The organism is Proteus mirabilis ATCC 29906, assembly GCF_000160755.1.
GTDB lineage: Bacteria > Pseudomonadota > Gammaproteobacteria > Enterobacterales > Enterobacteriaceae > Proteus > Proteus mirabilis.
In genome coordinates this window covers 14,623-40,945 of the sequence record NZ_GG668578.1, presented here as the reverse complement: position 1 = coordinate 40,945, position 26,323 = coordinate 14,623, and the positions used below count along the sequence as shown (strand labels likewise).

19 protein-coding genes and 5 tRNA genes are annotated in these 26,323 nt (G+C 39.3%); 20 read left to right on the top strand and 4 right to left on the bottom strand.

Features of this window, described 5'->3' with window-relative positions; translation table 11 throughout:
* Positions 1 to 54: 54 nt before the first annotated feature.
* Both HMPREF0693_RS08320 and HMPREF0693_RS08315 read right to left on the bottom strand, forming a co-directional pair.
* Positions 55 to 2,217 (bottom strand): TonB-dependent siderophore receptor, encoded by a 2,163-nt coding sequence (locus HMPREF0693_RS08320; RefSeq protein ID WP_004244793.1) that lies wholly within the window; start codon positions 2,215 to 2,217, stop codon positions 55 to 57.
* 248 nt (positions 2,218 to 2,465) lie between these two features.
* Positions 2,466 to 3,923: an aminoacyl-histidine dipeptidase gene (locus HMPREF0693_RS08315; protein ID WP_004252266.1), complete on the bottom strand. Its 1,458-nt coding sequence runs from the start codon at positions 3,921 to 3,923 to the stop codon at positions 2,466 to 2,468.
* 353 nt (positions 3,924 to 4,276) lie between these two features.
* Here HMPREF0693_RS08315 and gpt point away from each other — a divergent pair, with 353 nt between their 5' ends.
* From gpt to luxS, 19 genes are all read left to right on the top strand, one after another.
* Positions 4,277 to 4,738 (top strand): xanthine phosphoribosyltransferase, encoded by a 462-nt coding sequence (gpt, locus tag HMPREF0693_RS08310; protein WP_004244790.1) that lies wholly within the window; start codon positions 4,277 to 4,279, stop codon positions 4,736 to 4,738.
* A 232-nt stretch (positions 4,739 to 4,970) separates the two neighbouring features.
* Positions 4,971 to 6,221, top strand: coding sequence for an esterase FrsA (gene frsA, locus HMPREF0693_RS08305; protein WP_004244789.1), 1,251 nt, complete (start codon positions 4,971 to 4,973; stop codon positions 6,219 to 6,221).
* A gap of 71 nt (positions 6,222 to 6,292) precedes the next feature.
* Entirely contained in the window at positions 6,293 to 6,694 is a 402-nt protein-coding gene (gene crl / locus HMPREF0693_RS08300) for a sigma factor-binding protein Crl (protein WP_004244788.1), read from the top strand.
* Between the two features lie 112 nt (positions 6,695 to 6,806).
* Positions 6,807 to 7,910 (top strand): glutamate 5-kinase, encoded by a 1,104-nt coding sequence (gene proB, locus HMPREF0693_RS08295; RefSeq protein WP_004247396.1) that lies wholly within the window; start codon positions 6,807 to 6,809, stop codon positions 7,908 to 7,910.
* Between the two features lie 11 nt (positions 7,911 to 7,921).
* Positions 7,922 to 9,175, top strand: a complete 1,254-nt coding sequence (proA, locus tag HMPREF0693_RS08290; protein WP_004244786.1) for a glutamate-5-semialdehyde dehydrogenase — start codon at positions 7,922 to 7,924, stop codon at positions 9,173 to 9,175.
* A 144-nt stretch (positions 9,176 to 9,319) separates the two neighbouring features.
* Positions 9,320 to 9,832: a shikimate kinase AroL gene (gene aroL, locus HMPREF0693_RS08285; protein WP_004244785.1), complete on the top strand. Its 513-nt coding sequence runs from the start codon at positions 9,320 to 9,322 to the stop codon at positions 9,830 to 9,832.
* Between the two features lie 103 nt (positions 9,833 to 9,935).
* Positions 9,936 to 12,095 (top strand): bifunctional acyl-ACP--phospholipid O-acyltransferase/long-chain-fatty-acid--ACP ligase, encoded by a 2,160-nt coding sequence (gene aas / locus HMPREF0693_RS08280; RefSeq protein ID WP_080544257.1) that lies wholly within the window; start codon positions 9,936 to 9,938, stop codon positions 12,093 to 12,095.
* Positions 12,095 to 13,297, top strand: coding sequence for a lysophospholipid transporter LplT (gene lplT / locus HMPREF0693_RS08275; protein WP_004244783.1), 1,203 nt, complete (start codon positions 12,095 to 12,097; stop codon positions 13,295 to 13,297). The genes aas and lplT overlap by 1 nt, the downstream gene beginning before the upstream one ends.
* 32 nt (positions 13,298 to 13,329) lie before the next feature.
* The gene (pncC, locus tag HMPREF0693_RS08270; RefSeq protein WP_004244782.1) at positions 13,330 to 13,836 is read left to right on the top strand and encodes a nicotinamide-nucleotide amidase; all 507 of its coding nucleotides are present in this window, start codon (positions 13,330 to 13,332) and stop codon (positions 13,834 to 13,836) included.
* A 107-nt stretch (positions 13,837 to 13,943) separates the two neighbouring features.
* The gene (recA, locus tag HMPREF0693_RS08265) at positions 13,944 to 15,011 is read left to right on the top strand and encodes a recombinase RecA (RefSeq protein ID WP_004247401.1); all 1,068 of its coding nucleotides are present in this window, start codon (positions 13,944 to 13,946) and stop codon (positions 15,009 to 15,011) included.
* 901 nt (positions 15,012 to 15,912) lie between these two features.
* Entirely contained in the window at positions 15,913 to 18,540 is a 2,628-nt protein-coding gene (gene alaS, locus HMPREF0693_RS08260; RefSeq protein WP_004244779.1) for an alanine--tRNA ligase, read from the top strand.
* 217 nt (positions 18,541 to 18,757) lie between these two features.
* Complete coding sequence (gene csrA / locus HMPREF0693_RS08255; protein ID WP_004244778.1) at positions 18,758 to 18,946, top strand: carbon storage regulator CsrA; 189 nt, start codon at positions 18,758 to 18,760, stop codon at positions 18,944 to 18,946.
* Between the two features lie 465 nt (positions 18,947 to 19,411).
* Positions 19,412 to 19,504 (top strand) — tRNA-Ser (locus tag HMPREF0693_RS08250).
* A 9-nt stretch (positions 19,505 to 19,513) separates the two neighbouring features.
* Positions 19,514 to 19,590 (top strand) — tRNA-Arg (locus HMPREF0693_RS08245).
* An 89-nt stretch (positions 19,591 to 19,679) separates the two neighbouring features.
* A tRNA-Arg gene (locus tag HMPREF0693_RS08240) sits at positions 19,680 to 19,756 on the top strand.
* Between the two features lie 51 nt (positions 19,757 to 19,807).
* A tRNA-Arg gene (locus HMPREF0693_RS08235) sits at positions 19,808 to 19,884 on the top strand.
* Positions 19,885 to 19,927: 43 nt separating this feature from the next.
* Positions 19,928 to 20,004 (top strand) — tRNA-Arg (locus tag HMPREF0693_RS08230).
* A gap of 184 nt (positions 20,005 to 20,188) precedes the next feature.
* The gene (gene gshA, locus HMPREF0693_RS08225; RefSeq protein ID WP_004244777.1) at positions 20,189 to 21,769 is read left to right on the top strand and encodes a glutamate--cysteine ligase; all 1,581 of its coding nucleotides are present in this window, start codon (positions 20,189 to 20,191) and stop codon (positions 21,767 to 21,769) included.
* Positions 21,770 to 21,934: 165 nt separating this feature from the next.
* Positions 21,935 to 22,450, top strand: coding sequence for an S-ribosylhomocysteine lyase (gene luxS, locus HMPREF0693_RS08220; RefSeq protein ID WP_004244776.1), 516 nt, complete (start codon positions 21,935 to 21,937; stop codon positions 22,448 to 22,450).
* 130 nt (positions 22,451 to 22,580) lie between these two features.
* On the opposite strand, the gene HMPREF0693_RS08215 is transcribed toward luxS, so the two are convergent.
* Positions 22,581 to 23,855 (bottom strand): HlyC/CorC family transporter, encoded by a 1,275-nt coding sequence (locus HMPREF0693_RS08215; protein WP_004247404.1) that lies wholly within the window; start codon positions 23,853 to 23,855, stop codon positions 22,581 to 22,583.
* Between the two features lie 35 nt (positions 23,856 to 23,890).
* Entirely contained in the window at positions 23,891 to 24,691 is an 801-nt protein-coding gene (locus tag HMPREF0693_RS08210; RefSeq protein ID WP_004244774.1) for a cytochrome C assembly family protein, read from the bottom strand.
* A 172-nt stretch (positions 24,692 to 24,863) separates the two neighbouring features.
* Between HMPREF0693_RS08210 and ffh the strand changes: the two genes are divergently transcribed.
* Complete coding sequence (gene ffh / locus HMPREF0693_RS08205; RefSeq protein WP_004244773.1) at positions 24,864 to 26,225, top strand: signal recognition particle protein; 1,362 nt, start codon at positions 24,864 to 24,866, stop codon at positions 26,223 to 26,225.
* Positions 26,226 to 26,323: the final 98 nt, after the last annotated feature.

The window sequence follows — 26,323 nt, the reverse complement described above, 5'->3', positions numbered from 1 at the left end:
ATCAAGGCGCACTATGGTTAATGTATTTAAATATACTTTTTAATTAATAGATGATCACCAGCGGTAATTTATCGTTGCTGTCATGGTTCTGCCAATGCCATAAAAACAGGCAGTTTCACCCGCACAAGAGGCAACATAGTGTTTGTTGGCAATATTATTCATATTTAGTTGAACTTCAGCCCCTTTTAAAGAGGAGGATAACTCGCCTAAAGAATAACCTACCATGGCATCATACAAAGTGACTGCAGGTACACTAATCGTATTTTTAGTGTCACCTTGAGATACACCGATATATCTCACACCAAAGCCCGCTTTAGCACCATTAAATAGCCCTGATGTTTCATCATACTGCCCCCAAAATGATGCCATATGTTTAGGAACCCGTGGTAATTCTTTTCCTTGTGTACCTGCGGTGATGGTTTTTCTCACTTCAGTATCGGTATAAGCATAGCTACTAATAAATGATATATTTTCAGTTAATTGGCTATTAATTTGCGCTTCAATACCACGGCTTCTAATTTCACCTACTGGCTCAAAATAGGCTTTTTCAGCGTTATAGTTAGTCACATTACGTTGTTGTAATTGGTAAATAGAGAGTGTTGCTAATGTCTGTTCATTTGGGGTGAGGTATTTTATTCCTGCTTCTAATTGACGTCCTTCACTTGGCTCAAATGGTGCACTACCCGGAGCTCTTCGTGTCTGTAAATTAGGTTCAAAAGAGGTGCTATAACTAATATAAGGTGAAATACCATTATCAAAGGCATAGAGTAGACCCACTCGACCGGTTAGCTTCTGGTCGTCTTGTTGGTCTTTGCTGCTTTTGATGTGATCATAGGTACGAACTTGCGCCCAATCTTGGCGTAATCCCCCTAATAAGATCCAGTTTTTCCATTGGATCTGATCTTGCAAATAGATCCCTAACTGGTCGTGTTTTTGTAATTGATTTGTCACCGGTTTTTGTAAACTGATATCAATAGGATAATGATAATTAGGATTTCGCCAATCCAAATCATATTCTGGGCCCATCGCTTGCAATAAATTGTCTTTATTTTTACTCCATTGATAATCAATACCTATAATTACTGTATGCGCTAATTTTTCAGTATCAAAATCAGCTTGTAGTCGAGTATCAATACCAAATGTATCTGTTTCTCGTTTTTCCTGTTGAGCTCGGCGCTCAAGAATATAAGGGTTATCTTTTCTTAATGAACCAAAAACAAGATATTTATATTTTTGTTTGATATGGCTATAACGGGCATTTTGGATCAATTTTAATCTATCATTAAATTCATGTTCAAATTCATAACCAACGCCATATTGTTGGCGCCATGATTGGTGATAATCAGCATTATTTACATTGAAATCAAATGGAATGGTGCCTTCGGGTGTTGTTTTGACCGTACCATAAGCTGGCAAAAAATTACGGTATCCCGCTTCGGGCTCTTGTTGAATAAAACTTAATAACGTTAAACGTGTCTGCTCATTTGGCAAAAAAGTGATGGCAGGGGCAAGGGCAAATCGTTCTTCTTTATAGTCTTTAATTTGAGTATGTTGTGTTTTTGCTAATCCATTAAGGCGATAGAGAATACGATTATCATCACTTAATGAGCCTGCAAAATCAAAAGCTGTCTCTGCTAATTTATCATTTCCTACACGTGCTTGAATATGATTAATGGTTGTTGAAGTGGGTCTTTTGCTGGTCATTGCCACAAGACCACCTGGATTTAATTGACCATATAGAACAGAAGACGGGCCACGGATCAGCTCAACTCTCTCTAATAGCCAAGGGTCAATAGCTCCTGTAGAAGATGAGGCTCCCATACCATAACTAAGTCCATCAAGAAAACGGGGGGCATAGCTATATCCACGAATAAAGATTTCATCATTTCGGTTTGAACTGCCGCGATATTCAGTGAAAACGCCAGGTGTGTACCGCAATGCTTGAGAGACTGAACTGACATCTTGCGCATCCATCTGGTCGCGTGTAATGACACTGATTGATTGTGGTGTCTTATCTATATCACTAAGTATTTTATTTGTTGATAGTGTTTTTGTTGCCACTAAACCTGAAATTGGTCCTTGCGGATCTTGTGAGGGGGATGCGGTAACAATGATTTTATCAGGTGAATTTTGTGTCATTGCGGCATGAATTTGTAACGATAACAGACTGAAGGGGAGAGCAAGTAATAGGTTGGTAGCAATAATTTTTTTAGACACTGTTGATCCCTTTAAATTTTTAATTTTTCTTTACCTAAAATGCGGTAATGGTGAAAATACCATTATGTAAATATTAATACTAATGATAATTATTATTATTCTATAAATTATTTTTATTAGTATTAATTTTTATTACAAAATAGTATAAGAATTGGCTTTTATAAGGTGGGTTGGGAATAAGTTATAGGGAGATAAAATAACAAAAAACCCGCTTATTAAGCGGGTTTGATAACTGTTTTTAAGTAAAATTATTTAGCTGGGATCGCTTTTAAAATGGCAGTCAGTAATTGCCAGTATTGGCCTACACTCTTAATGTGTACTCGCTCGTCCGGTGAATGTGCACCGCGAATGGTTGGCCCAATAGAAACCATATCCATATCTGGATAAGGTTTTTTGAATAGACCGCACTCAAGACCTGCATGGATCACCATAATATTTGGCACTTTATCAAATAGTTGTTGATAAGTGTCGCGTACTAAGTGCATAACCGGTGAATCCGCATCAGGTTTCCAGCCAGGATAACCACCTTTGGTTTCGATATCTGCTTGAGCAAGTTTGGCTAATGCTGTCAGCATGCTAACAACATAAGTTTTACCGCTATCAATCAGAGAGCGAATTAAACATAGGATTTCTACTTTATCGTCAACAATACTCACTACACCGACGTTTAATGAGGTTTCAACCACACCTTCCACATCATCACTCATGCGGATAACACCATTTGGCATGGCATTAAGTAAATTGATAGTGCGAGATTGACAATCAGCAGTAAATACTGGTTTTTCGGTGCTAGTATCTGTTAATTCGATAGCTAGATTTTTTTCAGCAATGGCTAATTCACTTTTTAATAGCGCTTCAAATTCTGTGGTAATGCTATTTAATTGAGTCGCTTTATCCGCAGGAATAGCAAAAATAATATGCGCTTCACGAGGGATAGCATTACGCAGTGTACCACCATGGAAATCAATTAATTTTAGTGCTAATTCATCCGCATGTTCAGCAAGGAAACGCGCTAATAATTTGTTTGCATTACCTAAACCTAAATGAATATCACCACCAGAGTGGCCGCCATTTAGGCCTTTTAGTACCAGTTTTTTGACGATATGGTTTGCAGGAATAGCTTCATAAGTGAGGTCTACCGTGGTTTTAACATCAATACCACCGGCACAACCCATATAGATTTCGCCTTCTTCTTCTGAGTCTGTATTAATCAGAATATCTGCTTGTAACCAACCAGGCTGTAGTCCAAAAGCACCATCCATTCCAGTTTCTTCTGTCATGGTTAACAATACTTCTAAGGGGCCATGTTTAACAGTATCGTCAGCTAATACAGCAAGTGCAGAAGCCATACCAACACCATTATCTGCACCTAATGTGGTGCCTTTCGCTTTTACCCATTCACCATCAATATAAGGTTGGATAGGATCTTTGGTAAAGTCGTGTTCGGTATCGTTATTTTTTTGTGGCACCATATCTAAGTGCGCTTGTAAAACGACTGTTTTACGATCTTCCATACCTTTGGTGGCAGGTTTACGGATTAAAATATTTCCTACCGCATCGCGCTCTACAGATAAACCTTTTTCTGTCGCCCAAGCCATAATGTGGGACGCTAAGGCTTCTTCATGGTATGAAGGGTGTGGAATTGAACAAATTTTTGCAAAAATATCCCATAATGGTTGTGGGGATAGAGTAGATAGTTCAGACACGATGGATCTCCTCTAACAGCATCTGTGTTATGAATAGCCTACCGCTTTCTTAAGGGTTAGCTTTATTATTCTGAGCGTTATTCGCCAAATATAATTGAGAATATCACTTTCTTTTGATGAATGCGTCATTCTCTTACGTATCTATCTAATAATTTGGATTTCTGTGTTGGTGTTCGCTTTTTTATTGCGTATTTTTTAGACAAAAAAAACACATATCAGGAAAAATGAGGATTATCTCGACCATTTTTATGTTTTCTCTGGTTTTTGAACGCTCAAATCACTATAATCTCGCGCAACCTTTTTTTCCGCAAAAAAGCTTCTCTCGAATTTCAAGTAGCTAGGATCACAATATTATGAGCGAAAAATATGTTGTAACGTGGGATATGTTGCAAATACATGCCCGTCAATTGGCACAACGTTTGTTACCAGTCGAACAATGGACAGGCATTATTGCCGTCAGTCGTGGTGGATTAGTTCCTGCCGCATTACTTGCTCGTGAATTGGGTATCCGCCATGTGGATACTGTCTGTATTTCTAGCTATGATCATGACCATCAACGTGACCTCAAAATCTTAAAAAAAGCAGAAGGTGATGGTGAAGGTTTTATCGTTGTTGACGATTTAGTTGATACAGGTGGCACCGCAAAAGTTATCCGTGAAATGTATCCGAAAGCACATTTTGTCACTATCTTTGCTAAGCCAGAAGGGCGTCCGTTAGTTGATGATTTTGTGGTTGATATTCCACAAAATACCTGGATTGAACAACCTTGGGATATGGGCGTTATGTTTGTTCCCCCTGTTTGTGATAAAAAATAATTTATCTTAATCAATTAATTCAAATATATTGATAAAATCCTCGTTTATTGAACTGACCCCAGTTCCTATGCGAGGATTTTTTATATCGGCTTTATTTTTGATGACCTTACGCTTTTCCTATCTCTTCGTGCTGATGTTGATCTGCTATTCCACTGTAGAAGTGAAATCCATGTTATGATATGAGCAGAATTTTGAGCCTCATTATACGATACACACTGATTTGAAGAGTGATATGGCAAATAATACAAATCTTTCTGAAACGTTATTTAAACCTCGTGCTAAACATGCGGAAACCTCAACGTTAATACAGTACACACACCCTAAATCTAATATTGATTCGTACTCTGTACTTAATGGGATGAGCCAGCAAAATTGGTATCGCACAATTCAACGTCTACAGTGGATCTGGCGAGGTATTTCCCCCATAGAGATCGAAGAAGTATTAAGTCGCATTGCTATTTTTGATGCGCCACGCAGTGATGATAAATTTATTGATACAGTCGTTGGCTATCGACGTGGCAACTGGTCATTTGAATGGTCTCATCAAGCAATGATTTGGCAACAAAAAGCGTTACGAGAGACCTCAGAGGAAGCAGCCGCTAATTGTTGGTTACGGGCGGCAAACCTTTATAGTATTGCTGCTTATCCATTTATTAATGGCGATTTTCTTGCTGATCAAGCGGTAGTATTGGCGATGAAAGCTTTTGAAAATGCCATGAAATTCTCTTCATTTGAAGTAAAAAAACTGACATTTAAATTAACAGGTAAAGGAACTACCAGTGGATTTTTACATCTACCTAAAGGGTGTAAAGGACCTTATCCAACAGTCATTTTTTGTGGTGGGTTAGATAGTTTACAAAGTGATTATGTTAACTTTTTTAGGCGCTACTTATCACCAAAAGGTATCGCGATGTTAACCGTAGATATGCCATCTATCGGTTATTCTGTTAAGCAGAAACTCAGCGAAAATACCTGTCAATTGCATGGCGATATTTTACAGCAGTTGGGAGATATTCCATGGATTGATCACACTCGAGTGGGCGTAATGGGATTTCGGTTTGGTGCCAATATTGCGGTGCGTTTAGCCTATCTTTATCCAAAATTGATTAAAGGTGTTGTGGCATTAGGGCCATTAATTCATGCCTTTTTTACTCAAGCGGAATTACAGAAGAAAATCCCCATTATGTATCTTGATGTACTGGCGAGCCGCTTAGGATTATTAAATATAGATGAAAACAATCTCAGACTATCGTTAAGTAGTTATTCACTGAAAAACCAAGGGTTGATTGGTCGTCGTATGCCAGTGCCGATGATGAGTGTTTATTGGAAAGGGGATGAAATTAGTCCTAAAGAGGATTCGCAGCTCATTGCTCGCTCTTCTATGGATGGCGATATAGTAGAAATAAAAGAAAAACCACTTTATAAAGGGCTTGAACAGGCATTAACTAAAAGTGCAGATTGGATCTATGCTAAATTAATATAAATAATTTCAAACAATAACTTGCTAATTATAATAGATTATATAACAGTAGAGGTGATAAGGAGACTGAATTTATGACTTCATCTTTGCACCCTACCCGAGGTAAGTTATTAAAACGTTTTGCTCAAATAGGACCTTATATCCGTGAGCAACAATGCCAAGAAAGCCAGTTTTTTTTTGATTGTTTAGCTGTTTGTGTAAATAAGAAAGTCACACCAGAAAAACGAGAGTTTTGGGGCTGGTGGATGGAACTTGAACGTAATGGTGAACAGTTAATTTATTATTACCAAGTTGGCCTATTCGATAAAAATGGCGATTGGGTTAATCAAGTAATAAGTAAAAAAGATGTGATTGAATCAATACATGAAACACTTATTCGTTTTCATGATTTTCTACAAGTGGCGGTAAGTGAATTAGAGATGACGCTAGTTCCAGATGAAAAAATGAGCAATTTTCCTCTTCCCCTTAAGCCCTAATTTTGTGTTAGGGCAACTTTTCATAGATTTTGCGTTATGTCAGTTGGCATAACGCTTCTCTCCTGATAAAACAGTGTATGATCTTTTAAATCAACAAAAAATGGTAAATGTTATGAGTAGCAGCCAAACGCTGGTTGTTAAATTAGGGACAAGTGTACTGACTGGTGGTTCACGACGTCTGGATCAGTCTCATATTGTAGAGCTGGTTCGCCAATGTGCAAAACAACACGAAAAAGGGCACCGGATAATTATTGTCACGTCGGGAGCAATAGCGGCAGGGCGTGAATATTTAAACTACCCCGATTTGCCCGCAACAATAGCATCTAAACAACTATTAGCCGCTGTGGGGCAAAGTGCTTTAATTCAGGTATGGAAACAGCTATTTGCTATTTATGGTATTCATATTGGGCAAATGTTATTAACTCGCGCGGATATAGAAGATAGAGAACGTTTTTTGAATGCGCGTGATACACTGCATGCATTATTAGATAACAAGATTATTCCTGTTATCAATGAAAACGATGCCGTTGCTACTGCAGAAATAAAAGTAGGGGATAACGACAATCTTTCGGCATTAGCTGCCATTTTAGGTGGCGCTGATAAACTCCTATTACTTACTGATATCGAAGGTCTATATACGGCCGATCCTCGTAGCAATCCGGATGCGAAGCTTATTCCAGAAGTTTTTGATATCAACGATGAATTACGTCAAATGGCCGGTGATAGTGTCTCTGGTTTAGGTACTGGAGGTATGGCAACTAAGTTACAAGCGGCCACTGTTGCAGGGCGTGCTGGTATTGACGTTGTTATTGCCGCCGGTGTTAAGCCTGATGTTATCAGTAAAGTTATTGATAATGAACCTGTCGGAACACTCTTTCATGGTTTAAAAAGCCCCCTTGAAACGCGTAAACGATGGATTTTTGGTGCTCCAGTCGCAGGGGTTATCATTGTTGATAATGGGGCTGAAAAGGCGATTAAAGAGCAGGGGAGTTCTCTTTTACCTAAAGGTATTAAAGAAATTAAAGGTGACTTTTCTCGAGGGTGTGTTATCCGCATTCAAAGTTTGCAAGGAAAAGATCTTGCTCATGGTGTCGCGCATTATAATAGTGATGCGCTACGCTTAATTGCGGGGCACCATTCGCAAGAGATTAGTCAAATTTTAGGTTATGAGTATGGCAGTGTTGCGGTTCACCGTGATGATATGATTGTGAGCTAGGGAGTATAAATATGTTAGAACAAATGGGAAAAGCGGCGCGAGAAGCTTCTTGGCACTTAGCTCAGCTATCAACCGAACAAAAAAATCAGGCACTGTTAGTCATCGCTGATTTATTAGAACAGCAAGAAGCCATTATTCTTGCTGCTAATGAAAAAGATATGGTGGCGGCACGAGAGTCTAATATTAATGCTGCAATGCTTGATCGTTTATTACTCACATCAGAACGTTTAAAAGCGATCGCTGATGATGTTCGCCAAGTTTGTCATCTAGAAGATCCTGTAGGTCAAGTGATAGATGGTCGTTTGTTAGACAGTGGCTTACGTTTAGAACGCCGCCGAGTCCCTTTAGGGGTTGTTGGCGTTATTTACGAAGCTCGTCCAAATGTGACTATAGATGTAGCATCTTTATGCCTAAAAACAGGGAATGCGGCTATTCTCCGTGGCGGAAAAGAGACTCACCATACTAACCAAGCCGTTGTCGCGGTGATCCAGCAAGCACTAGAAACATGCGCTATTCCTGCGGCTGCTATTCAAGCTATCGATAAGCCAGATCGTGAATTAGTCGCAAAAATGCTAAAAATGGATGAGTATATTGATATGCTTATTCCTCGAGGTGGTGCAGGATTACATAAGTTATGTCGTGAACAATCCACTATTCCTGTGATCACGGGGGGGATTGGTGTTTGTCACACCTTTGTTGACGAAAGTGCTGATTTAGACCAAGCATTAAATGTTATTATTAATGCTAAAGTTCAGCGTCCAAGCGCATGTAATTCGTTAGAAACGCTATTGGTACATGAAGCTATTGCGGAGAGTTTCTTGCCTCAATTAAGTGATGCGATGGCAGCACAAAAGGTTACTTTGCATGCCAGTCAACGCGCTATAACTGCATTGAAAAAGGGACGTGCGACGGTCGTCGATGTGACTGAAGCAGATTATTGTGATGAATGGCTATCACTGGATCTGAATGTTGAAGTCGTTAATGATTTAACGGCGGCAATTGCTCATATTCGCCAATATGGTACCGCGCACTCAGATGCTATTTTAACGCAATCTATCAGTCATGCTGATCGCTTTGTACGCCAAGTTGATTCTGCTGCGGTATATGTGAATGCTAGCACACGTTTTACAGATGGTGGACAGTTTGGCTTAGGTGCTGAAGTAGCGGTGAGTACACAAAAGCTACATGCACGAGGCCCTATGGGATTAGATGCTCTAACCACCTATAAATGGATTGGTTACGGCGACAATACATTACGTCGCTAATAATCCCTTAAATAGCTAAGCCATACTTTCATAAAGTGTGGCTTTATTTTTTTGTATTGTGAGGTATGATACTTAATACTTTACACATTGTAAATTTTAGATTACACCCATTTAGCAGGTTAACACAGCGGAGAGAGTGCATTTATGGAAAGTACAATTTACCTTATAGGACCTAGAGGTGCAGGAAAAACAACAGTAGGTAAAGCGCTTTCTCTATCTTTAGATTATCAATTTATTGATACAGATAATTGGATAACAGATAAATATCAACAAACTATTTCTTCTATGGTTGAAGCGGAAGGTTGGGATGTCTTTCGCCAACTTGAATCAGATGCGCTTATTCAAGTTAGCCAACCTAACCAAGTTATTTCAACGGGGGGAGGGATAGTGTTGGCAGAAAAAAATCGTGTTTATATGAAAAATTCAGGTGTAATTGTTTATTTACAAGCTTCACTTGAAACTTTAGTTGAGCGTTTATCTCAAGATCCTAATGAGGCACAAAGACCTAGCTTGACGGGAAAAACATTAGTTTCAGAAATACATGATGTTTTAATTAAGCGTGAGCCTTTATATATGCAATGCGCAGATATTATTGTTGATGCTGGATTATCTATTAATGATATTATTGAGGTCATTCTCGCAAAACTCGCTAAATAATTAGGAAGTTGTCCTATATAAAGACGAAAACAAAAGACAACTATTTTATTTTCATCATATCCTATTTATAGTAAGGCTAATTATAGCAAAATGAGATATGGATATGATGTTGATAGCGTTTTTTAAAACACTATTTAAATTCTTATTTCGAGTAAGAATTGAAGGACTAATTAATCAGTTTTCACAATATGAAAAATGCATTATTACGCCAAATCATACATCGTTTATTGATGGTATATTATTGCGTTTATTTTTACCGATTAACCCTGTCTTTGCTGTTTACACCTCAGTGGCTAATGCCAAACATACCAAATGGCTCAGTCGTTATGCGGATATTGTTCCTTTAGATCCCGCTAATCCAATGGCGGTTCGCCAATTAGTTAAAGAAGTCGATAAAGGCCGTCCTGTTGTTATTTTCCCTGAAGGGAGAATTACGGTAACTATTGGTTTGATGAAGATTTATGAAGGTGCTGCGTTTATTGCTGCTAAATCAGGGGCAAAAGTTATCCCTGTTAGAATAGAAGGTGCTGAATTTAGCTACTTTTCTCGAGTGCATAAAACGTTAAATATAAAAGCAAAGCTCTTTCCTAAAATCACAATAAAAGTGCTACCTGCGGTTGATTTACCTATGCCTACAGCGGAAAAATCAGCAGAGCGCCGTCGCTTATCGGGAGAAAAGCTCCGTGATATTATGATGGATGCTATTATGCAAGCACGTCCTAATATCACGCTCTATGAGGCATTTTTACAAGGAATGTCTCAGTTTGGTCGTTTCAGTCCTCTTATTTCAGATATTAATATGAAAGAGGATAGTTATCAGGGCCTATTGAAAAAAATATTAGGTGTTAGTCGTATTATTGAACGCTATACCGAACCTAATGAACGAATTGGCCTTTTACTTCCTAATACTACCGTTACGGTTGCGGCTTTATTTGGGGCAACGATGCGCCAACGGGTTGTGGCGATGCTTAACTATACTGCGGGTAGCTTAGGTGTACAAAATGCCATGAAAGCGGCCTCCATTAAAACGATTTTTACCTCACGCCAATTTTTAGAGAAAGGAAATTTATTACATATTCCAGAACAGACTCCGGATGCAAACTGGGTTTATCTTGAAGATCTCAAAGATAGCATTACTAGAGAAGATAAACGCTGGATTGCACAGCACTTACTCACTCCTCATAAAGCGATGTTAGCGCAAAAATCGACGGATGCAGCAGTTATCTTATTTACTTCTGGATCTGAAGGCACACCGAAAGGTGTTGTTCATAGCCACTCCAGTTTATTGGCGAATGTAGAGCAAATTCGCGCTATTGCTGACTTTTCACCCAGAGATAAATTTATGGCTGCATTACCGTTATTCCATGCTTTCGGTTTAACGGTAAGTGTATTAGCACCTATCTGCTTAGGGGCACGAGTATTCCTCTACCCAAGCCCACTACATTATCGTGTAGTACCTGAATTAGTGTATGACCAAAATTGTACAGTATTGTTTGGTACTTCAACTTTCTTAGGCAATTATGGCAAATTTGCTCATCCTTATGATTTTGCTCGACTAAGATATGTGGTTGCAGGGGCGGAAAAACTGTCCGAATCGACACGAGTATTATGGCAGGATAAATTTGGTATTCGTATTTTAGAAGGTTATGGGGTCACTGAATGCGCTCCTGTTGTCTCCATTAATGTACCAATGAGTGCTAAGCCATATACCGTGGGGCGTTTATTACCAGGCATGGAAGGGCGTTTAATTCCCATAAGCGGCATTACGGATGGTGGAAGATTACAACTGCGTGGCCCTAATATCATGCTTGGCTATTTGCGCGTTGAGTCCCCTTATAAATTAGAACAGCCTACAGCAATAAATGCCGAAGGCATCGAAGAAGCGGGTTGGTATGATACGGGAGATATCGTTGCTATTGATAGCGAAGGTTTTTGCACTATTAAAGGGCGTGTAAAACGTTTTGCAAAAATAGCAGGAGAAATGGTTTCTCTTGAAAGTGTAGAGCAATTAGCGGCTAAAGCCTCGGAAGGCAACCATGCTGTGGTGGCGGTAAATGATCCACGTCGAGGTGAGTCATTAGTGCTTTTTACCACCGATAAGCAACTTGATCGCAGTATGTTATCGGCATTAGCTAAATCCACTGGTGTGGCAGAAATTGCGGTACCAAAAGATATTCGTTTTCTCAAAGAAATTCCTGTTTTAGGAAGTGGCAAAACGGATTTTGTCTCGTTAAAGCAACTCGCTGAACAGGAAAATAATTAATGTCAGAGAATATAAGTCAGCCCCCATTACTGAGTAAGGGCATGAAAGCAGTATTATTATCACAGTTTCTTTCTGCATTTGCGGATAATGCTTTGTTATTTGCCATACTCGCTCAATTTAAATCAGCACTTTATCCAGAATGGAGCCAGCCTATTTTACAAATGGTGTTTGTGCTGGCTTATATTCTCTTAGCTCCTTTTGTTGGACAAGTTGCCGATCGCCAGCCTAAAGGTAGGGTGATGCTTACTGGTAATGCGTTAAAATTTGCCGGTGCTTTTCTTATTTGTATTGGAACCGATCCATTCTTAGGTTACGCCTTAGTGGGGATCGGCGCCGCCATTTATTCGCCTGCTAAATATGGTATTTTAGGTGAGTTAACCGATGGCGAGCGTTTAGTCAAAGCAAATGGCTTAATGGAAGCATCAACTATTGCGGCAATTTTATTAGGCTCTGTGATTGGTGGGCTTCTTTCCGATTGGAGCATTATCTTAGCATTAGCTGTCTGTGCGACAATGTATGCTTTGGCTGTATTGGTTAACTTTAGCATTCCCAAGTTATCACCTGCTCAAATAGGTCGAGGCTGGAATATTAAAAAAATATTCAATCAATTCTTAGCTGCTTGTGGCTCTTTATGGCGAGATAAAGAGAGCCGTTTTTCTCTGGTAGGAACAAGTATGTTTTGGGGGGCCGGCGTAACATTGCGTTTTCTATTAGTGCAATGGGTGCCTATTGCTTTGGGAATGACTGATAATACAACACCAACAATATTAAATGCGATGGTGGCGATTGGTATCGTGATTGGCGCTGGTTTAGCCGCTAAGTTTGTCACATTAAAAACGGTCCGTCGTTGTATGCCTGCCGGGGTTTTAATTGGCTTAGGTGTTGTTTACTTCTCATTACAAACCACCATTATTCCAGCCTATTTTATCTTAGTTGTTATTGGCATTTTTGGTGGCTTCTTTGTTGTACCATTAAATGCTTTGCTACAAGATAAAGGAAAGCATAGTGTGGGAGCGGGTAATGCCATTGCTGTACAAAATTTAGGTGAGAATACCGCAATGTTACTGATGCTAGGTTTGTTCTCACTAGTCACCAGTATGGGTGTTTCCGTTATTACAATTGGTATTGGCTTTGGTGCTATCTTTGCGCTAGCAATTGGTGGATTATGGTTATGGGATTGCACCAGAAAGAGAGCTGAATAACGTTAATTGAGAGTCGAGGTGAAACAACCTTCATGATAAATAATGATGAAATGACCCATCTGAGCATTGAAGTCGGTCAGGCACTGCTAGAGCGAAAAAAAACGTTAACTACTGCAGAATCATGTACTGGAGGATGGATTGCAAAAGTCATTACTGATATAGCAGGTAGCTCGGATTATTATCATCGAGGTTTTGTGACTTACAGTAATCAAGCTAAACATGACATGATTGGTGTAGATGAGCAAACATTGTCTGATTTTGGTGCCGTGAGTGAACAAGTTGTCTGTGAGATGGCAAAAGGGGCACTGCTAACAGCAAATGCAGACTATGCTGTATCGGTTAGTGGTATTGCAGGTCCCGGCGGCGGTAGTGAAGAGAAGCCCGTTGGTTTAGTTTGGTTTGGCTTTGCAATAAAAACCCCAGAGGGGCTTCGAGTGGTTGCTAAACACTGTATTTTTAGTGGATCACGAGAGGAGGTGAGAGCCAAATCTGTGATTTTCTCTTTAAAATCAATTCTTAAAGAAATTATTAATAATTAACTTGATACTGTATGATTATACAGTATAATGAGTTTCAACAAGCAAAATCATATACGTTTTAATGGTAGTGACCCATCTTTATGCTTCACTGCCCAGAGGGAGATAACATGGCTATTGATGAAAACAAACAAAAAGCATTGGCCGCAGCACTTGGTCAAATTGAAAAGCAATTTGGTAAAGGTTCTATCATGCGTCTGGGCGAAGACCGTTCCATGAACGTAGAAACTATCTCTACAGGATCTTTATCATTAGACGTTGCTTTAGGTGCAGGTGGATTGCCACGTGGCCGTATTGTTGAAATCTATGGCCCTGAATCTTCTGGTAAAACAACCTTGACTCTACAAGTTATTGCCTCTGCTCAGCGTGAAGGAAAAATTTGTGCATTTATTGATGCTGAACATGCATTAGACCCAATTTATGCTCAAAAGCTAGGTGTCGATATCGATAATCTACTCTGCTCTCAACCTGACACAGGTGAACAAGCTCTGGAAATTTGTGATGCATTATCTCGCTCTGGTGCGGTCGATGTTATTGTCGTGGACTCCGTGGCAGCATTAACACCAAAAGCTGAAATTGAAGGTGAAATTGGTGATTCACACGTTGGTTTAGCCGCACGTATGATGAGCCAAGCTATGCGTAAACTAGCGGGTAACCTTAAAAACTCTAATACACTGCTGATTTTCATTAACCAAATTCGTATGAAAATCGGTGTTATGTTTGGTAACCCAGAAACCACGACCGGTGGTAATGCGCTTAAATTCTATGCTTCTGTTCGTTTAGACATTCGTCGCATTGGCTCTGTCAAAAATGGTGATGAAGTCATTGGTAGTGAGACTCGCGTTAAAGTTGTTAAAAATAAAGTGGCTGCACCGTTTAAACAAGCTGAATTCCAAATTATGTACGGTGAAGGTATTAATACCTATGGCGAACTGATTGATTTAGGTGTTAAACATAAGTTAGTAGAGAAAGCAGGTGCTTGGTATAGCTACAATGGCGAAAAAATTGGTCAAGGTAAAGCTAACGCAACCAATTACTTAAAAGAACATCCTGAAATGTACAATGAGTTAAACACTAAATTGCGTGAAATGTTGTTAAATCATGCTGGTGAATTCACAAGTGCTGCGGATTTTGCAGGTGAAGAGTCAGACAGTGATGCTGACGACACAAAAGAGTAATTAGCTGGTTGTCATGCTGTTTGTGTGAAAATAGACCTTAAATCATTGGCTATTATCACGACAGCATCCCATAGAATAACTTGTTTGTATAAATTTTATTCAGATATCAAAGGAAGCCTTAAAAAAGCTTCCTTTTTGTTTTATGTAAAAATTAACCACTCAGTGGTAGTGAAAAATTAGTTTATTTTTCACTGTTTTTCTTTTTTTTTGCAATTTATTACTATTTTATCAGCAATAACAATATTTTTATCTTTGGGTGGTTTTACACTATGTAAGTGTTTATATAGTGAAGATTTGGTGATGTATTCTATTGGTTATTTATAACATCATATTTCTTTTACATGTTTGAAAAAACAGCATTAAAATAACTTGTTAGCATCTATCTATATAGATAATCAATCTCTTTGACTACGAGAGAAATGGATTTTTGCTACTTTATTATTTTAAATTTATCAGTAAATATATTTAGTTAAATGATTCTGGCGGGATTTTTATTCAGAAAAATTAAATGTGTAATGGGAATATTGGCTTTTTTTGATAATACAGATTTAGGATAGCTGTTGCGAGCAAATGAGCAAAATGCTATTGATAATAAACTAAAAATGACGAAAAAATTATTTAATAGTTTTATTATGAAATTATCGTCATTACCTTCTCATATCTTACAAAATTCGCCTCGATTTGGTTAAAACGACCTATCTTGAAGTATGTTGCTACTTTCAGAAAACTACTAGACGATTTACAATGTCAACTCGAATAAGTTTATCGGGGGTTTTACTTCTGAGCGAAGAAATTCTATCTTATCCCTACTTATGTATTCGTTGGCTAAGTAGAGGTAAAACTAAACCTCCTCTAACTAGATTTCTAATTTCTGTTTTTCCAGCTTGATTTCGGGATAATTATGAGCAAAAGCACCGCTGAGATCCGTCAGGCGTTTCTCGACTTTTTTCATACTAAAGGACATCAAATAGTACCAAGCAGTTCTTTGGTTCCAAATAATGATCCAACATTGCTGTTTACAAACGCAGGGATGAACCAATTTAAAGATGTATTTCTTGGATTGGACAACCGACCTTATTCCCGAGCGACAACCGCGCAACGTTGTGTGCGCGCGGGTGGTAAACATAATGATTTAGAAAATGTGGGTTATACAGCACGTCACCATACATTTTTTGAAATGTTAGGTAACTTTAGTTTTGGTGACTATTTCAAACATGATGCAATTAACTTTGCCTGGGAATTATTAACTGGCAAAGAGTGGTTTAACTTACCTAAAGAGAGACTTTGGGTAACCGTTTATGCCACTGATGATGAAGCTTATGATATCTGGAATAAAGAAGTTGGTGTTCCAGCTGAGCGCATTATTCGTATTGGTGATAATAAAGGCGCACCATTTGCTTCAGATAACTTCTGGCAAATGGGAGATACGGGGCCTTGTGGTCCATGTACTGAGATATTTTACGATCATGGTGATCATATTTGGGGGGGACCGCCAGGGACACCTGAAGAAGACGGTGATCGCTATATTGAGATCTGGAATATCGTCTTTATGCAGTTCAACCGTAAATCAGATGGTACAATGGATCCATTGCCGAAGCCTTCTGTTGATACGGGAATGGGATTAGAGCGTATTACTGCTGTACTACAGCATGTTAACTCTAACTATGATATTGATTTATTCCGCGCACTCATTAAATCCGTTGCTGAAGTGACTAATGCGACAGACTTAGCAAATAAATCATTACGTGTGATTGCCGACCATATCCGTTCTTGTTCTTTCCTTGTTTGTGATGGTGTCATTCCTTCTAATGAAGGTCGAGGCTATGTGCTACGTCGTATTATCCGTCGTGCTGTACGCCATGGTTATATGTTAGGTGCGAAAGATACTTTCTTCTATAAACTCGTTGCACCGCTTATTGATGTAATGGCTGAAGCCGGTAAAGAACTTAAGAATCAACAAGAAATCGTTGAAAAAGTACTTAAAACGGAAGAAGAGCAGTTTGCACGTACTTTAGAGCGCGGTTTACAATTATTAGATGAAGAGCTAGAAAAATTAACCGGTGATACTTTAGCGGGTGAAACGGCTTTCCGTCTTTATGATACATATGGTTTCCCATTAGATTTAACTGCGGATGTTTGCCGTGAAAGAAATATCAAAGTTGATGAAGAAGGCTTTGAACTGGCAATGGAAGAGCAACGTAAACGTGCTCGTGAATCTAGCGGTTTTGGTACTGACTATAACGAACTGATTAAAGTCGATAGTCGCAGTGATTTCTCAGGTTATGACCATAATGAGCAACAAGGTACTATTAATGCGATTTTCCATAATGGTCAAACAGTCACTGAGCTTAAAGCAGGTGAAGAAGGGATTATCTTCTTAGATAAAACGGCTTTTTATGCTGAGTCTGGTGGCCAAGTAGGTGATAAAGGTCTTCTGATTGGCAAAGATAGCCAGTTTGAAGTTACCGACACGCAAAAATATGGCAAGGCTATTGGTCATATTGGTAAAGTCATTTCTGGATCTTTTATTGTTAATCATAAGATCAATGCAGTCATTGATGTGGCTCGTCGTGATGCTATTCGCTTAAATCACTCAGCAACGCATTTATTGCATGCGGCATTACGCCAAGTATTAGGCACTCATGTTACCCAGAAAGGCTCTTTAGTTAACGATAAATATCTGCGTTTTGACTTCTCTCACTTTGAAGCAGTAAAACCAGAACAGTTACGTGAAATTGAAGACATTGTTAACGCGCAAATCCGCCTTAACTCGCCGGTTGTCACCGAGTTAATGGATCTTGAAGATGCGAAGCAAAAAGGTGCGATGGCACTCTTTGGTGAGAAATATGAAGAACGTGTTCGTGTTTTAACCATGGGGGATTTCTCAACTGAACTTTGTGGTGGTACTCACGCAGCCAGAACGGGTGATATTGGTCTATTCCGCATTATGAGTGAATCAGGGACTGCGGCCGGTATTCGCCGAATTGAAGCGATTACGGGGGCTACAGCGATTGAAAGTGTTCATGAGCAATCGGATCTGATTTCTCTTGTGGCACATGCACTTAAAAGTGATGGTAGTAATTTAGTTGAGAAAATTAAAACGGTTCAAGAAAAATACCGTTCATTAGAAAAAGAACTTCAACAACTGAAAGATCAGCAAGCAGCTCAAGAAAGCTCCTCGTTAGGAAGCCAAGCTAAGAATGTGAAAGGTATCAAACTTTTAGTTCGTGAACTGAATAATGTTGAACCAAAAATGTTAAGAACAATGGTTGATGATTTAAAAAATCAATTAGGTTCAGCAATAATTGTACTTTCTACTATTTCTGATGGTAAAGTGAGCTTAATTGTCGGTGTGACTAAGGATTTGACTGCTAAAATAAAAGCAGGTGAGCTAATTAGTTTTGTCGCTCAGCAAATCGGTGGTAAAGGTGGTGGTCGCCCTGATATGGCACAAGCTGGTGGTACAGATGTTGAAGCGTTACCCGCTGCTTTAGCGAGTGTTGACGAGTGGGTAGAATCGCATCTTTAAGCGATAGCTACCTGAAAAAGCGTTATCCCTAGTTTTTAGGGGTAACGCTTTATGTAATATTGACAATCCGTTAAATAATCAATCACAAAATTTATATTTTGTTATGAAGTATGGGCTATATGTGATAAATAATGATTATACGAATTGACAATGTATGATGGATAATGGCCGGGAAATTCTAGAGACCCGACTCTTGTAAATTTTCAAGGAGCAAAGAATGCTTATTCTAACTCGTCGAGTTGGTGAAACGCTTATGATAGGCGATGATGTAACCGTAACCGTTTTAGGGGTTAAAGGTAATCAGGTACGTATTGGCGTAAATGCCCCCAAAGAAGTATCTGTCCATCGTGAAGAGATCTATCAACGAATTCAGGCCGAGAAAACTCAGCCCACAGATAACTACTAAGCAATCTCTTATTTTTAGCTAGTTACCCTTTCTTCGTAAGCGTCCACACTTTTGCCGGGTCTGGGCGCTTTTCTTTTCTATAGAACTTTCCATTTTCTTTCTCGTTCTTCACCTCGCTCTTTTGAACTGTATTTATTATTACACTATCCGCTTATTCTGATTGACAGAATTGAAAGTCTTTTTACTGCTTATCATTCGATTCATAATTATTAGTAGGGGGAATAAAATTATTCGTCGATGAGATAAAATGCTTGAATGATTTTTCATCAGCGATATCATGGTATTCAGTTCTTTTTTAGCCTTTCTTGCTGATAAACGCATCAGTTTGTTTGTGAAGTGTTCAAACGAACCTATATTCGTAAAAAGTTGAGAAAAATTGTTTGACTTCTCAGGCTGAGAAAGTAATATGTGCGCCACACAGAGACGAGATGTTCACAAAGAACTTCTTCGAGTGGTTCTAAATATGGTGAGATGGCCGAGAGGCTGAAGGCGCTCCCCTGCTAAGGGAGTATGCGGTCAAAAGCTGCATCGAGGGTTCGAATCCCTCTCTCACCGCCATTTAGATTTGCATCCTTAGCTCAGCTGGATAGAGTACTCGGCTACGAACCGAGCGGTCGGAGGTTCGAATCCTCCAGGATGCACCATATTCCAACCCCATGATTAAATGTATGGGGTTTTTATTTTGGTGCAAATAGTGAATAATTTGCATTAAAAGAGTAAAATTAAACAACGTGCATCCTTAGCTCAGCTGGATAGAGTACTCGGCTACGAACCGAGCGGTCGGAGGTTCGAATCCTCCAGGATGCACCACTTATTTCTCGACATTGCACAATGTAATGTGAGAGGCAAAAAGATAACGACGCATCCTTAGCTCAGCTGGATAGAGTACTCGGCTACGAACCGAGCGGTCGGAGGTTCGAATCCTCCAGGATGCACCATCTTTTTATAAAGTTAGCTTATCTTAGTTAAATTAGTACGACTGCATCCTTAGCTCAGCTGGATAGAGTACTCGGCTACGAACCGAGCGGTCGGAGGTTCGAATCCTCCAGGATGCACCATCTTTAAAGCCTCGCTTATCGCGGGGCTTTTTGCTTTTTCTCTTTCCTGCATTGTTTATATATTATCGATTTGTTTCGCATCAACTAATAACGCCGATATCATCTAATCAGCGACAATTTGGTGACTTTGCGATAAAGTAACTGTTATCTACTTATTAACATTAACCAACGCGGGAGGTCACCTTTGATCCCGGACGTATCTAAAGCGCTTTCTTGGTTGGAAGCCCATCCTAAAGTTTTATGTGGTATCCACCGTGGTATAGAGCGAGAAACCTTAAGAGTTACTCCTGATGGTCATTTAGCGGCTACAGGACACCCTGTCGAGCTAGGTAAGTCACTCACTCACAAGTGGATCACGACAGATTTTGCTGAGTCTCTGTTAGAGTTTATTACTCCTGTTGACGATAATATTGATCACACCTTACATTTTTTAAGTGATTTGCATCGCTATACGGCACGTCATTTAACCAATGAGCGTATGTGGCCGATGAGTATGCCTTGCTTTATTGAAGCCGAAGATAAAATAACATTAGCGCAATTTGGTACCTCTAATGTTGGGCGTTTTAAGACGTTATATCGAGAAGGGCTGAAAAATCGTTATGGTGCGTTAATGCAAACTATTTCTGGTGTGCATTACAATTTTTCGTTACCTATCGAATTTTGGCAAGCGTGGGCAAATATCACCGATGAAGAAACAGGTAAAGAGGCGATTTCAGACGGTTATTTACGTTTGATCCGTAATTACTACCGTTTTGGTTGGATAATTCCTTTTTTCTTTGGTGCTTCGCCAGCTATTTGTGGTTCATTCTTAAAAGGTCGAAAAACCAATTTACCCTTTGAAAATACCCCTAAAGGCGCCAAATACTTACCTTATGCAACTTCGTTGCGCTTAAGTGATTTAGGCTATACCAATAAGTCACAGAGTGATTTAGATATTACTTTTAATCATCTAGAGACTTATGTGAAAGGTTTGAAAAAGGCTATTCATAAACCGTCAGAAGAATTTGCTAAATTAGGTGTAAAGAAAGACGGTAAGTATATTCAATTAAATACTAACGTATTACAAATTGAAAATGAATTATATGCGCCTATTCGTCCTAAACGCGTAGTCAAAGGGGATGAATCACCTTCTGATGCATTATTACGTGGTGGTATCGAATATATCGAGGTTCGCTCATTAGATATCAATCCATTTACGCCTATCGGCGTTGATGAAACACAAATCCGTTTCTTAGATTTATTCTTGATTTGGTGTGTATTAGCGGATGCACCAGAAATGAATGCAGAAGAATTGGCCTGCTGTCGTGCAAATTGGAATAACGTTATTCTAGAAGGGCGTAAGCCAGGTCAAGTTATTGGCATGGGTTGTGGTGAAAGAAAAGAGCCATTAGCACAAGTGGGGAAAGCGCTTTTTGCTGACTTACAGCGCGTAGCTAAGGTATTAGATAGCTGTTCTGGAACTAAATATCTAGAAGTTTGCCTTAAGTTAGAGGAAATGTTTGATAATCCGCAATTAACCTTCTCTGGCAGATTATTAGAAAAAATTAAAGCACAGGGTATTGGCGGTTATGGTCTATCTTTAGCTGAAGAATATCATCAACAATTAGTCAATACCGCTTATGAAGTGTTAACAGATGATGCTTTTGAACATGAGAGAATTTCATCTATTAAACGTCAGGCAGACTTAGAAAAGAGTGATACCATTTCTTTCGATGAATATTTGAAGCTCCATGCTGGGCCAAATAATGATGGTGTGGCTTCTTAAAACTCAGATAGAAAAAAGCCACACTAAAATTTGTGTGGCTGAATAAATTCTATAGAGAAATAGGGATGATAACATTTTGCGCGTATTCATTACTAAGACCGAGGCGCTCGCAGAAAGTTTCATGTTCTCTTAAAAATATTTAAAAATTTTCTTAGGAGGTTTTTTATGCCGTTATTGGATAGCTTTACTGTTGACCATACACGTATGTCTGCACCTGCGGTACGCGTTGCTAAAACGATGAAAACACCCTCTGGTGATACTATTACCGTTTTTGACTTACGCTTTACTGTCCCAAATAAAAAAGCCATGCCTGAGAAAGGAATTCATACGTTAGAGCACTTATTTGCAGGTTTCATGCGTAATCACTTAAATGGTGAAGGTGTTGAGATCATCGATATTTCGCCAATGGGATGTCGTACAGGCTTTTATATGAGCTTAATTGGTCAGCCTGATGAGCAACGTGTTGCTAATGCATGGAAGGCAGCTATGGAAGATGTATTGAAGGTTAAAGATCAAAACCATATTCCTGAGCTTAATGTCTACCAATGCGGAACTTATGAAATGCACTCGTTAGCTGAAGCTCAAGATATTGCACGAGACATTTTATCTCACACTATTGGCATTAATCATAATGATGAATTAGCACTACCAGAAGACAAACTCAAAGAGTTACAAATCTAGTTACAGTTGCTTTATAGATAAAGAGACAATAACTCAAGCTATTTGCTCTTGATTTGTTGTCTCTTTTAATTTGATGGGTGATTTATCATAACGGCCAACGCCAATTGCATTGAACCGCTATTAATAATCGCTAGTGACGAGAGGGCGTAAGATGGCGGATCAAGGCTTTCTTAATCACATTGTCTTGCACTTCCAACACTTCAAATTCATAACCATCAATCGTTATTTTGGCACCTACTACGGGTAAATCACCCAACTCTTCAATAATAACCCCATTAATTGTTCGTGCTTCATTTTCTGGTAAATGGCAAGCAAAGGCTTTATTGATATCTCGGATATTGGTTGTGCCATCCACTAATAGTGAACCATCCTTTTGTGGGATCACTTCTTCTGCTAAAGAAGGAGACATTGAGGTAGTAAAATCACCGACAATCTCTTCTAGGATATCTTCAACAGTGACTAATCCTTGAATTTCACCATATTCATCGACGACAATACCGGCTTTTTCATTATTACGTTGAAAATTAACTAGTTGTAAGCTAAGTGGTGTACTTTCTGGGATAAAATAGATTTTATCAGCCGCTTTAATCAAAATTTGTTTAGTAAATTCTTTCTTCTCTGTCATAAGACGGTAAGCTTCGCGTACTCGTAGCATACCAATGACGTCATCGAGGGTATCACGATAAAGGACAATACGCCCATGAGGGGAGTGAGTTAACTGTCTGACAATGGATTTCCACTCATCATTGACATCAATACCAAAAATTTCATTTCTCGGCACCATAATATCGCCAATAGTCACTTTTTCTAAATCCAAAATAGAAATCAGCATATTTTGGTTACGCTGTGACAGTTTCGATTTTGATTCATTCACAATGGTGCGTAGTTCTTCTTTTGATACCGCATTACCCTGTATTACGGGGGATTTAATACCGAAAATGCGCATAAACACTAAGGTAATTTGGTTAAAAAACCACACAACGGGCAACATGATTTTCTGTAAAGGTGACAAAAGAACGCTACTTGGATAAGCGAAACGTTCTGGATAAAGCGCTGCGATAGATTTTGGTAGTACCTCAGCAAAAATAAGAATGACAAAGGTTAATACACCTGTTGCAATAGCTACTCCTGCATCACCATATAAACGCATTCCTACAATAGTGGCGAGAGCGGAGGCGACAATATTAATCAGGTTATTACCAATTAATACTAAGCTAATCAATCTATCGGGACGCTGTAATAGTTTTTCTACTCTTTTGGCAGAGCGATTACCTTGCTTGGCTGCGTGGCGTAGCCGATAACGATTGATAGTCATCATGCTAGTTTCAGTGCCTGAAAAATAGGCTGAGGCAAAGATCATACCGATAAGTATGATAATGAGCGTTGTTGTCGACACATGCTCCAAAATTGAGTTCCTTTTGCTACCTTAAAATGAAAAGATTAATTAAGCATTAACTCTTGCAATAAACGATTACCAAAAAAAGCTAATGTCAAAATAATGGCACCGATCAGGTTAAAAATAACCACTTTTTTCCCACGCCAACCCTCACGGAAGTGTCCCCATAATAAAATGATGTAGACAAACCACGCAATAATAGAAAATATTGATTTATGGATATTTTCTTTACCAAAGATATTATCCATATATAACAGGCCGGTACACAAGGTTAATGTCAGTAATACTACCCCCACTTGGGTAATATGAAACATTTTACGTTCAATTGACATTAATGGTGGCATTTGTGGTGAAAATTTTAGTTTCTTATTTTTTAGTTGATAGTCGAGCCAGCTGAGTTGTAAGGCATATAAAGCAGCAATTAACAAAGTGGCGTAACTTAATAAAGCAAGCCCAATATGAATAAAGAGCGATGTGCTACTTTCAAGGTGGGTGACAAACTCACCTGGCATCAAGGCGGCAATAATGAGATTGACTATGGAAAAGCAATAAACAATAGGCAGCAAAAACCAAGCTCTACCACGGGAAGCAACAATGGTCATGATAACGCAGACCATTAAACTGACCACCGCCCCTAAATTGGTGAGTGACAGATTTTGCCCGCTATGTGGACGGAAAATCAAAAATTTTAATGAGATAGCATGGGTCACAAGGGCGACCACCGCAAAAAGCAGCGCTAATCCACGGTATCCATTTTGCTCTTTTCTCAGCAAACTGGGGAGAATAAACACCAGACTGAGTAAATAAGCGCAGACAGCAACGATAGAGATTGATATAACGGGCATAGTTTCGCTTACATAATAGGGTACATAATTGCTTAGTATAGCGCTAGGTGAATTCCGCTCCAACTATTGAAGTCATTAAGCGTAAATCTCTATGCAGAGATCTGCGCGTCATCGTGATATAATCGATGAAATAGACGACAGACAAGCCCAACTTTAACACTGAGCTAAGATAATGTTTGAGAATTTAAGTGACAGATTATCGCGCACATTGCGCAATATCAGCGGCAGAGGCCGACTGACCGAAGAAAACATTAAAGACACACTGCGCGAAGTGCGTATGGCTTTATTAGAAGCTGATGTGGCTTTGCCCGTGGTTCGTGAGTTTATTGCACGTGTCAAAGAGAGTGCAGTAGGTCATGAAGTTAACAAAAGTCTGACCCCAGGTCAGGAATTTGTCAAAATTGTACAAAATGAGCTGGTAAATGCGATGGGAGAGGTCAATAACGATCTTGACCTTTCAGCTCAGCCTCCTGCCGTGGTATTAATGGCTGGTTTACAGGGTGCGGGTAAAACGACAAGTGTTGCTAAACTCGGTAAATTTTTAAAAGAGAAAAAGAAGAAAAAAGTATTAGTAGTTTCTGCTGACGTCTATCGTCCCGCAGCGATTAAACAACTGGAAACCTTAGCCGAAACGGTTGGTGTTGACTTTTTCCCTTCAACGGTACAAGAAAATCCCGTCACCATTGCTAGCAATGCGTTAAAACATGCTCAGCTCCAATTTTATGATGTATTGCTGGTGGATACTGCGGGTCGTTTACATGTTGATGAAGGCATGATGGAGGAGATCCAACTTCTTCATAAAGCAATCAATCCAGTAGAAACCCTATTCGTTGTTGATGCAATGACAGGGCAAGATGCTGCTAACACCGCAAAAGCCTTTAATGAAGCACTCCCTTTAACAGGGGTGGTATTAACTAAAGTTGATGGTGATGCTCGTGGTGGTGCCGCATTATCTATTCGTCATATCACAGGGAAACCAATTAAATTCCTCGGTGTTGGTGAAAAAACAGAAGCATTAGAACCTTTCCATCCCGATCGTATTGCCTCACGTATTTTAGGCATGGGCGATGTTCTTTCATTAATTGAAGATATCGAAAGTAAAGTTGACCGAGCGCAAGCTGAAAAGCTGGCAACTAAACTAAAAAAAGGGGACGGTTTTGATTTAAATGATTTCTTAGATCAGTTAAAGCAAATGAAAAACATGGGGGGCATGGCGAGTATGCTAAGTAAAATGCCCGGCATGTCTCAGGTGCCTGATGCGGTGAAATCACAAATGGACGACTCAATTTTAGTCAAAATGGAAGCTATTATTAGCTCAATGACGAAAAAAGAGCGCCAAAAACCTGAAATCATCAAAGGTTCTCGTAAACGTCGTATTGCGATGGGATCGGGAACACAAGTGCAAGACGTCAACCGCTTATTAAAGCAGTTTGATGATATGCAACGTATGATGAAAAAGATGAAGAAGGGCGGCTTGGCTAAGATGATGCGTGGCATGAAAGGTATGATGCCACCAGGCTTTCCAGGTCGCTAAAAGCAAAAAGTCCGAAAAAAACGTCGCTTTGGATTGCTTTTTTCGCCAAAGTGAGTAAACTTTTCGGGCTTTTTATATGACAACCGGACGCCATTCCT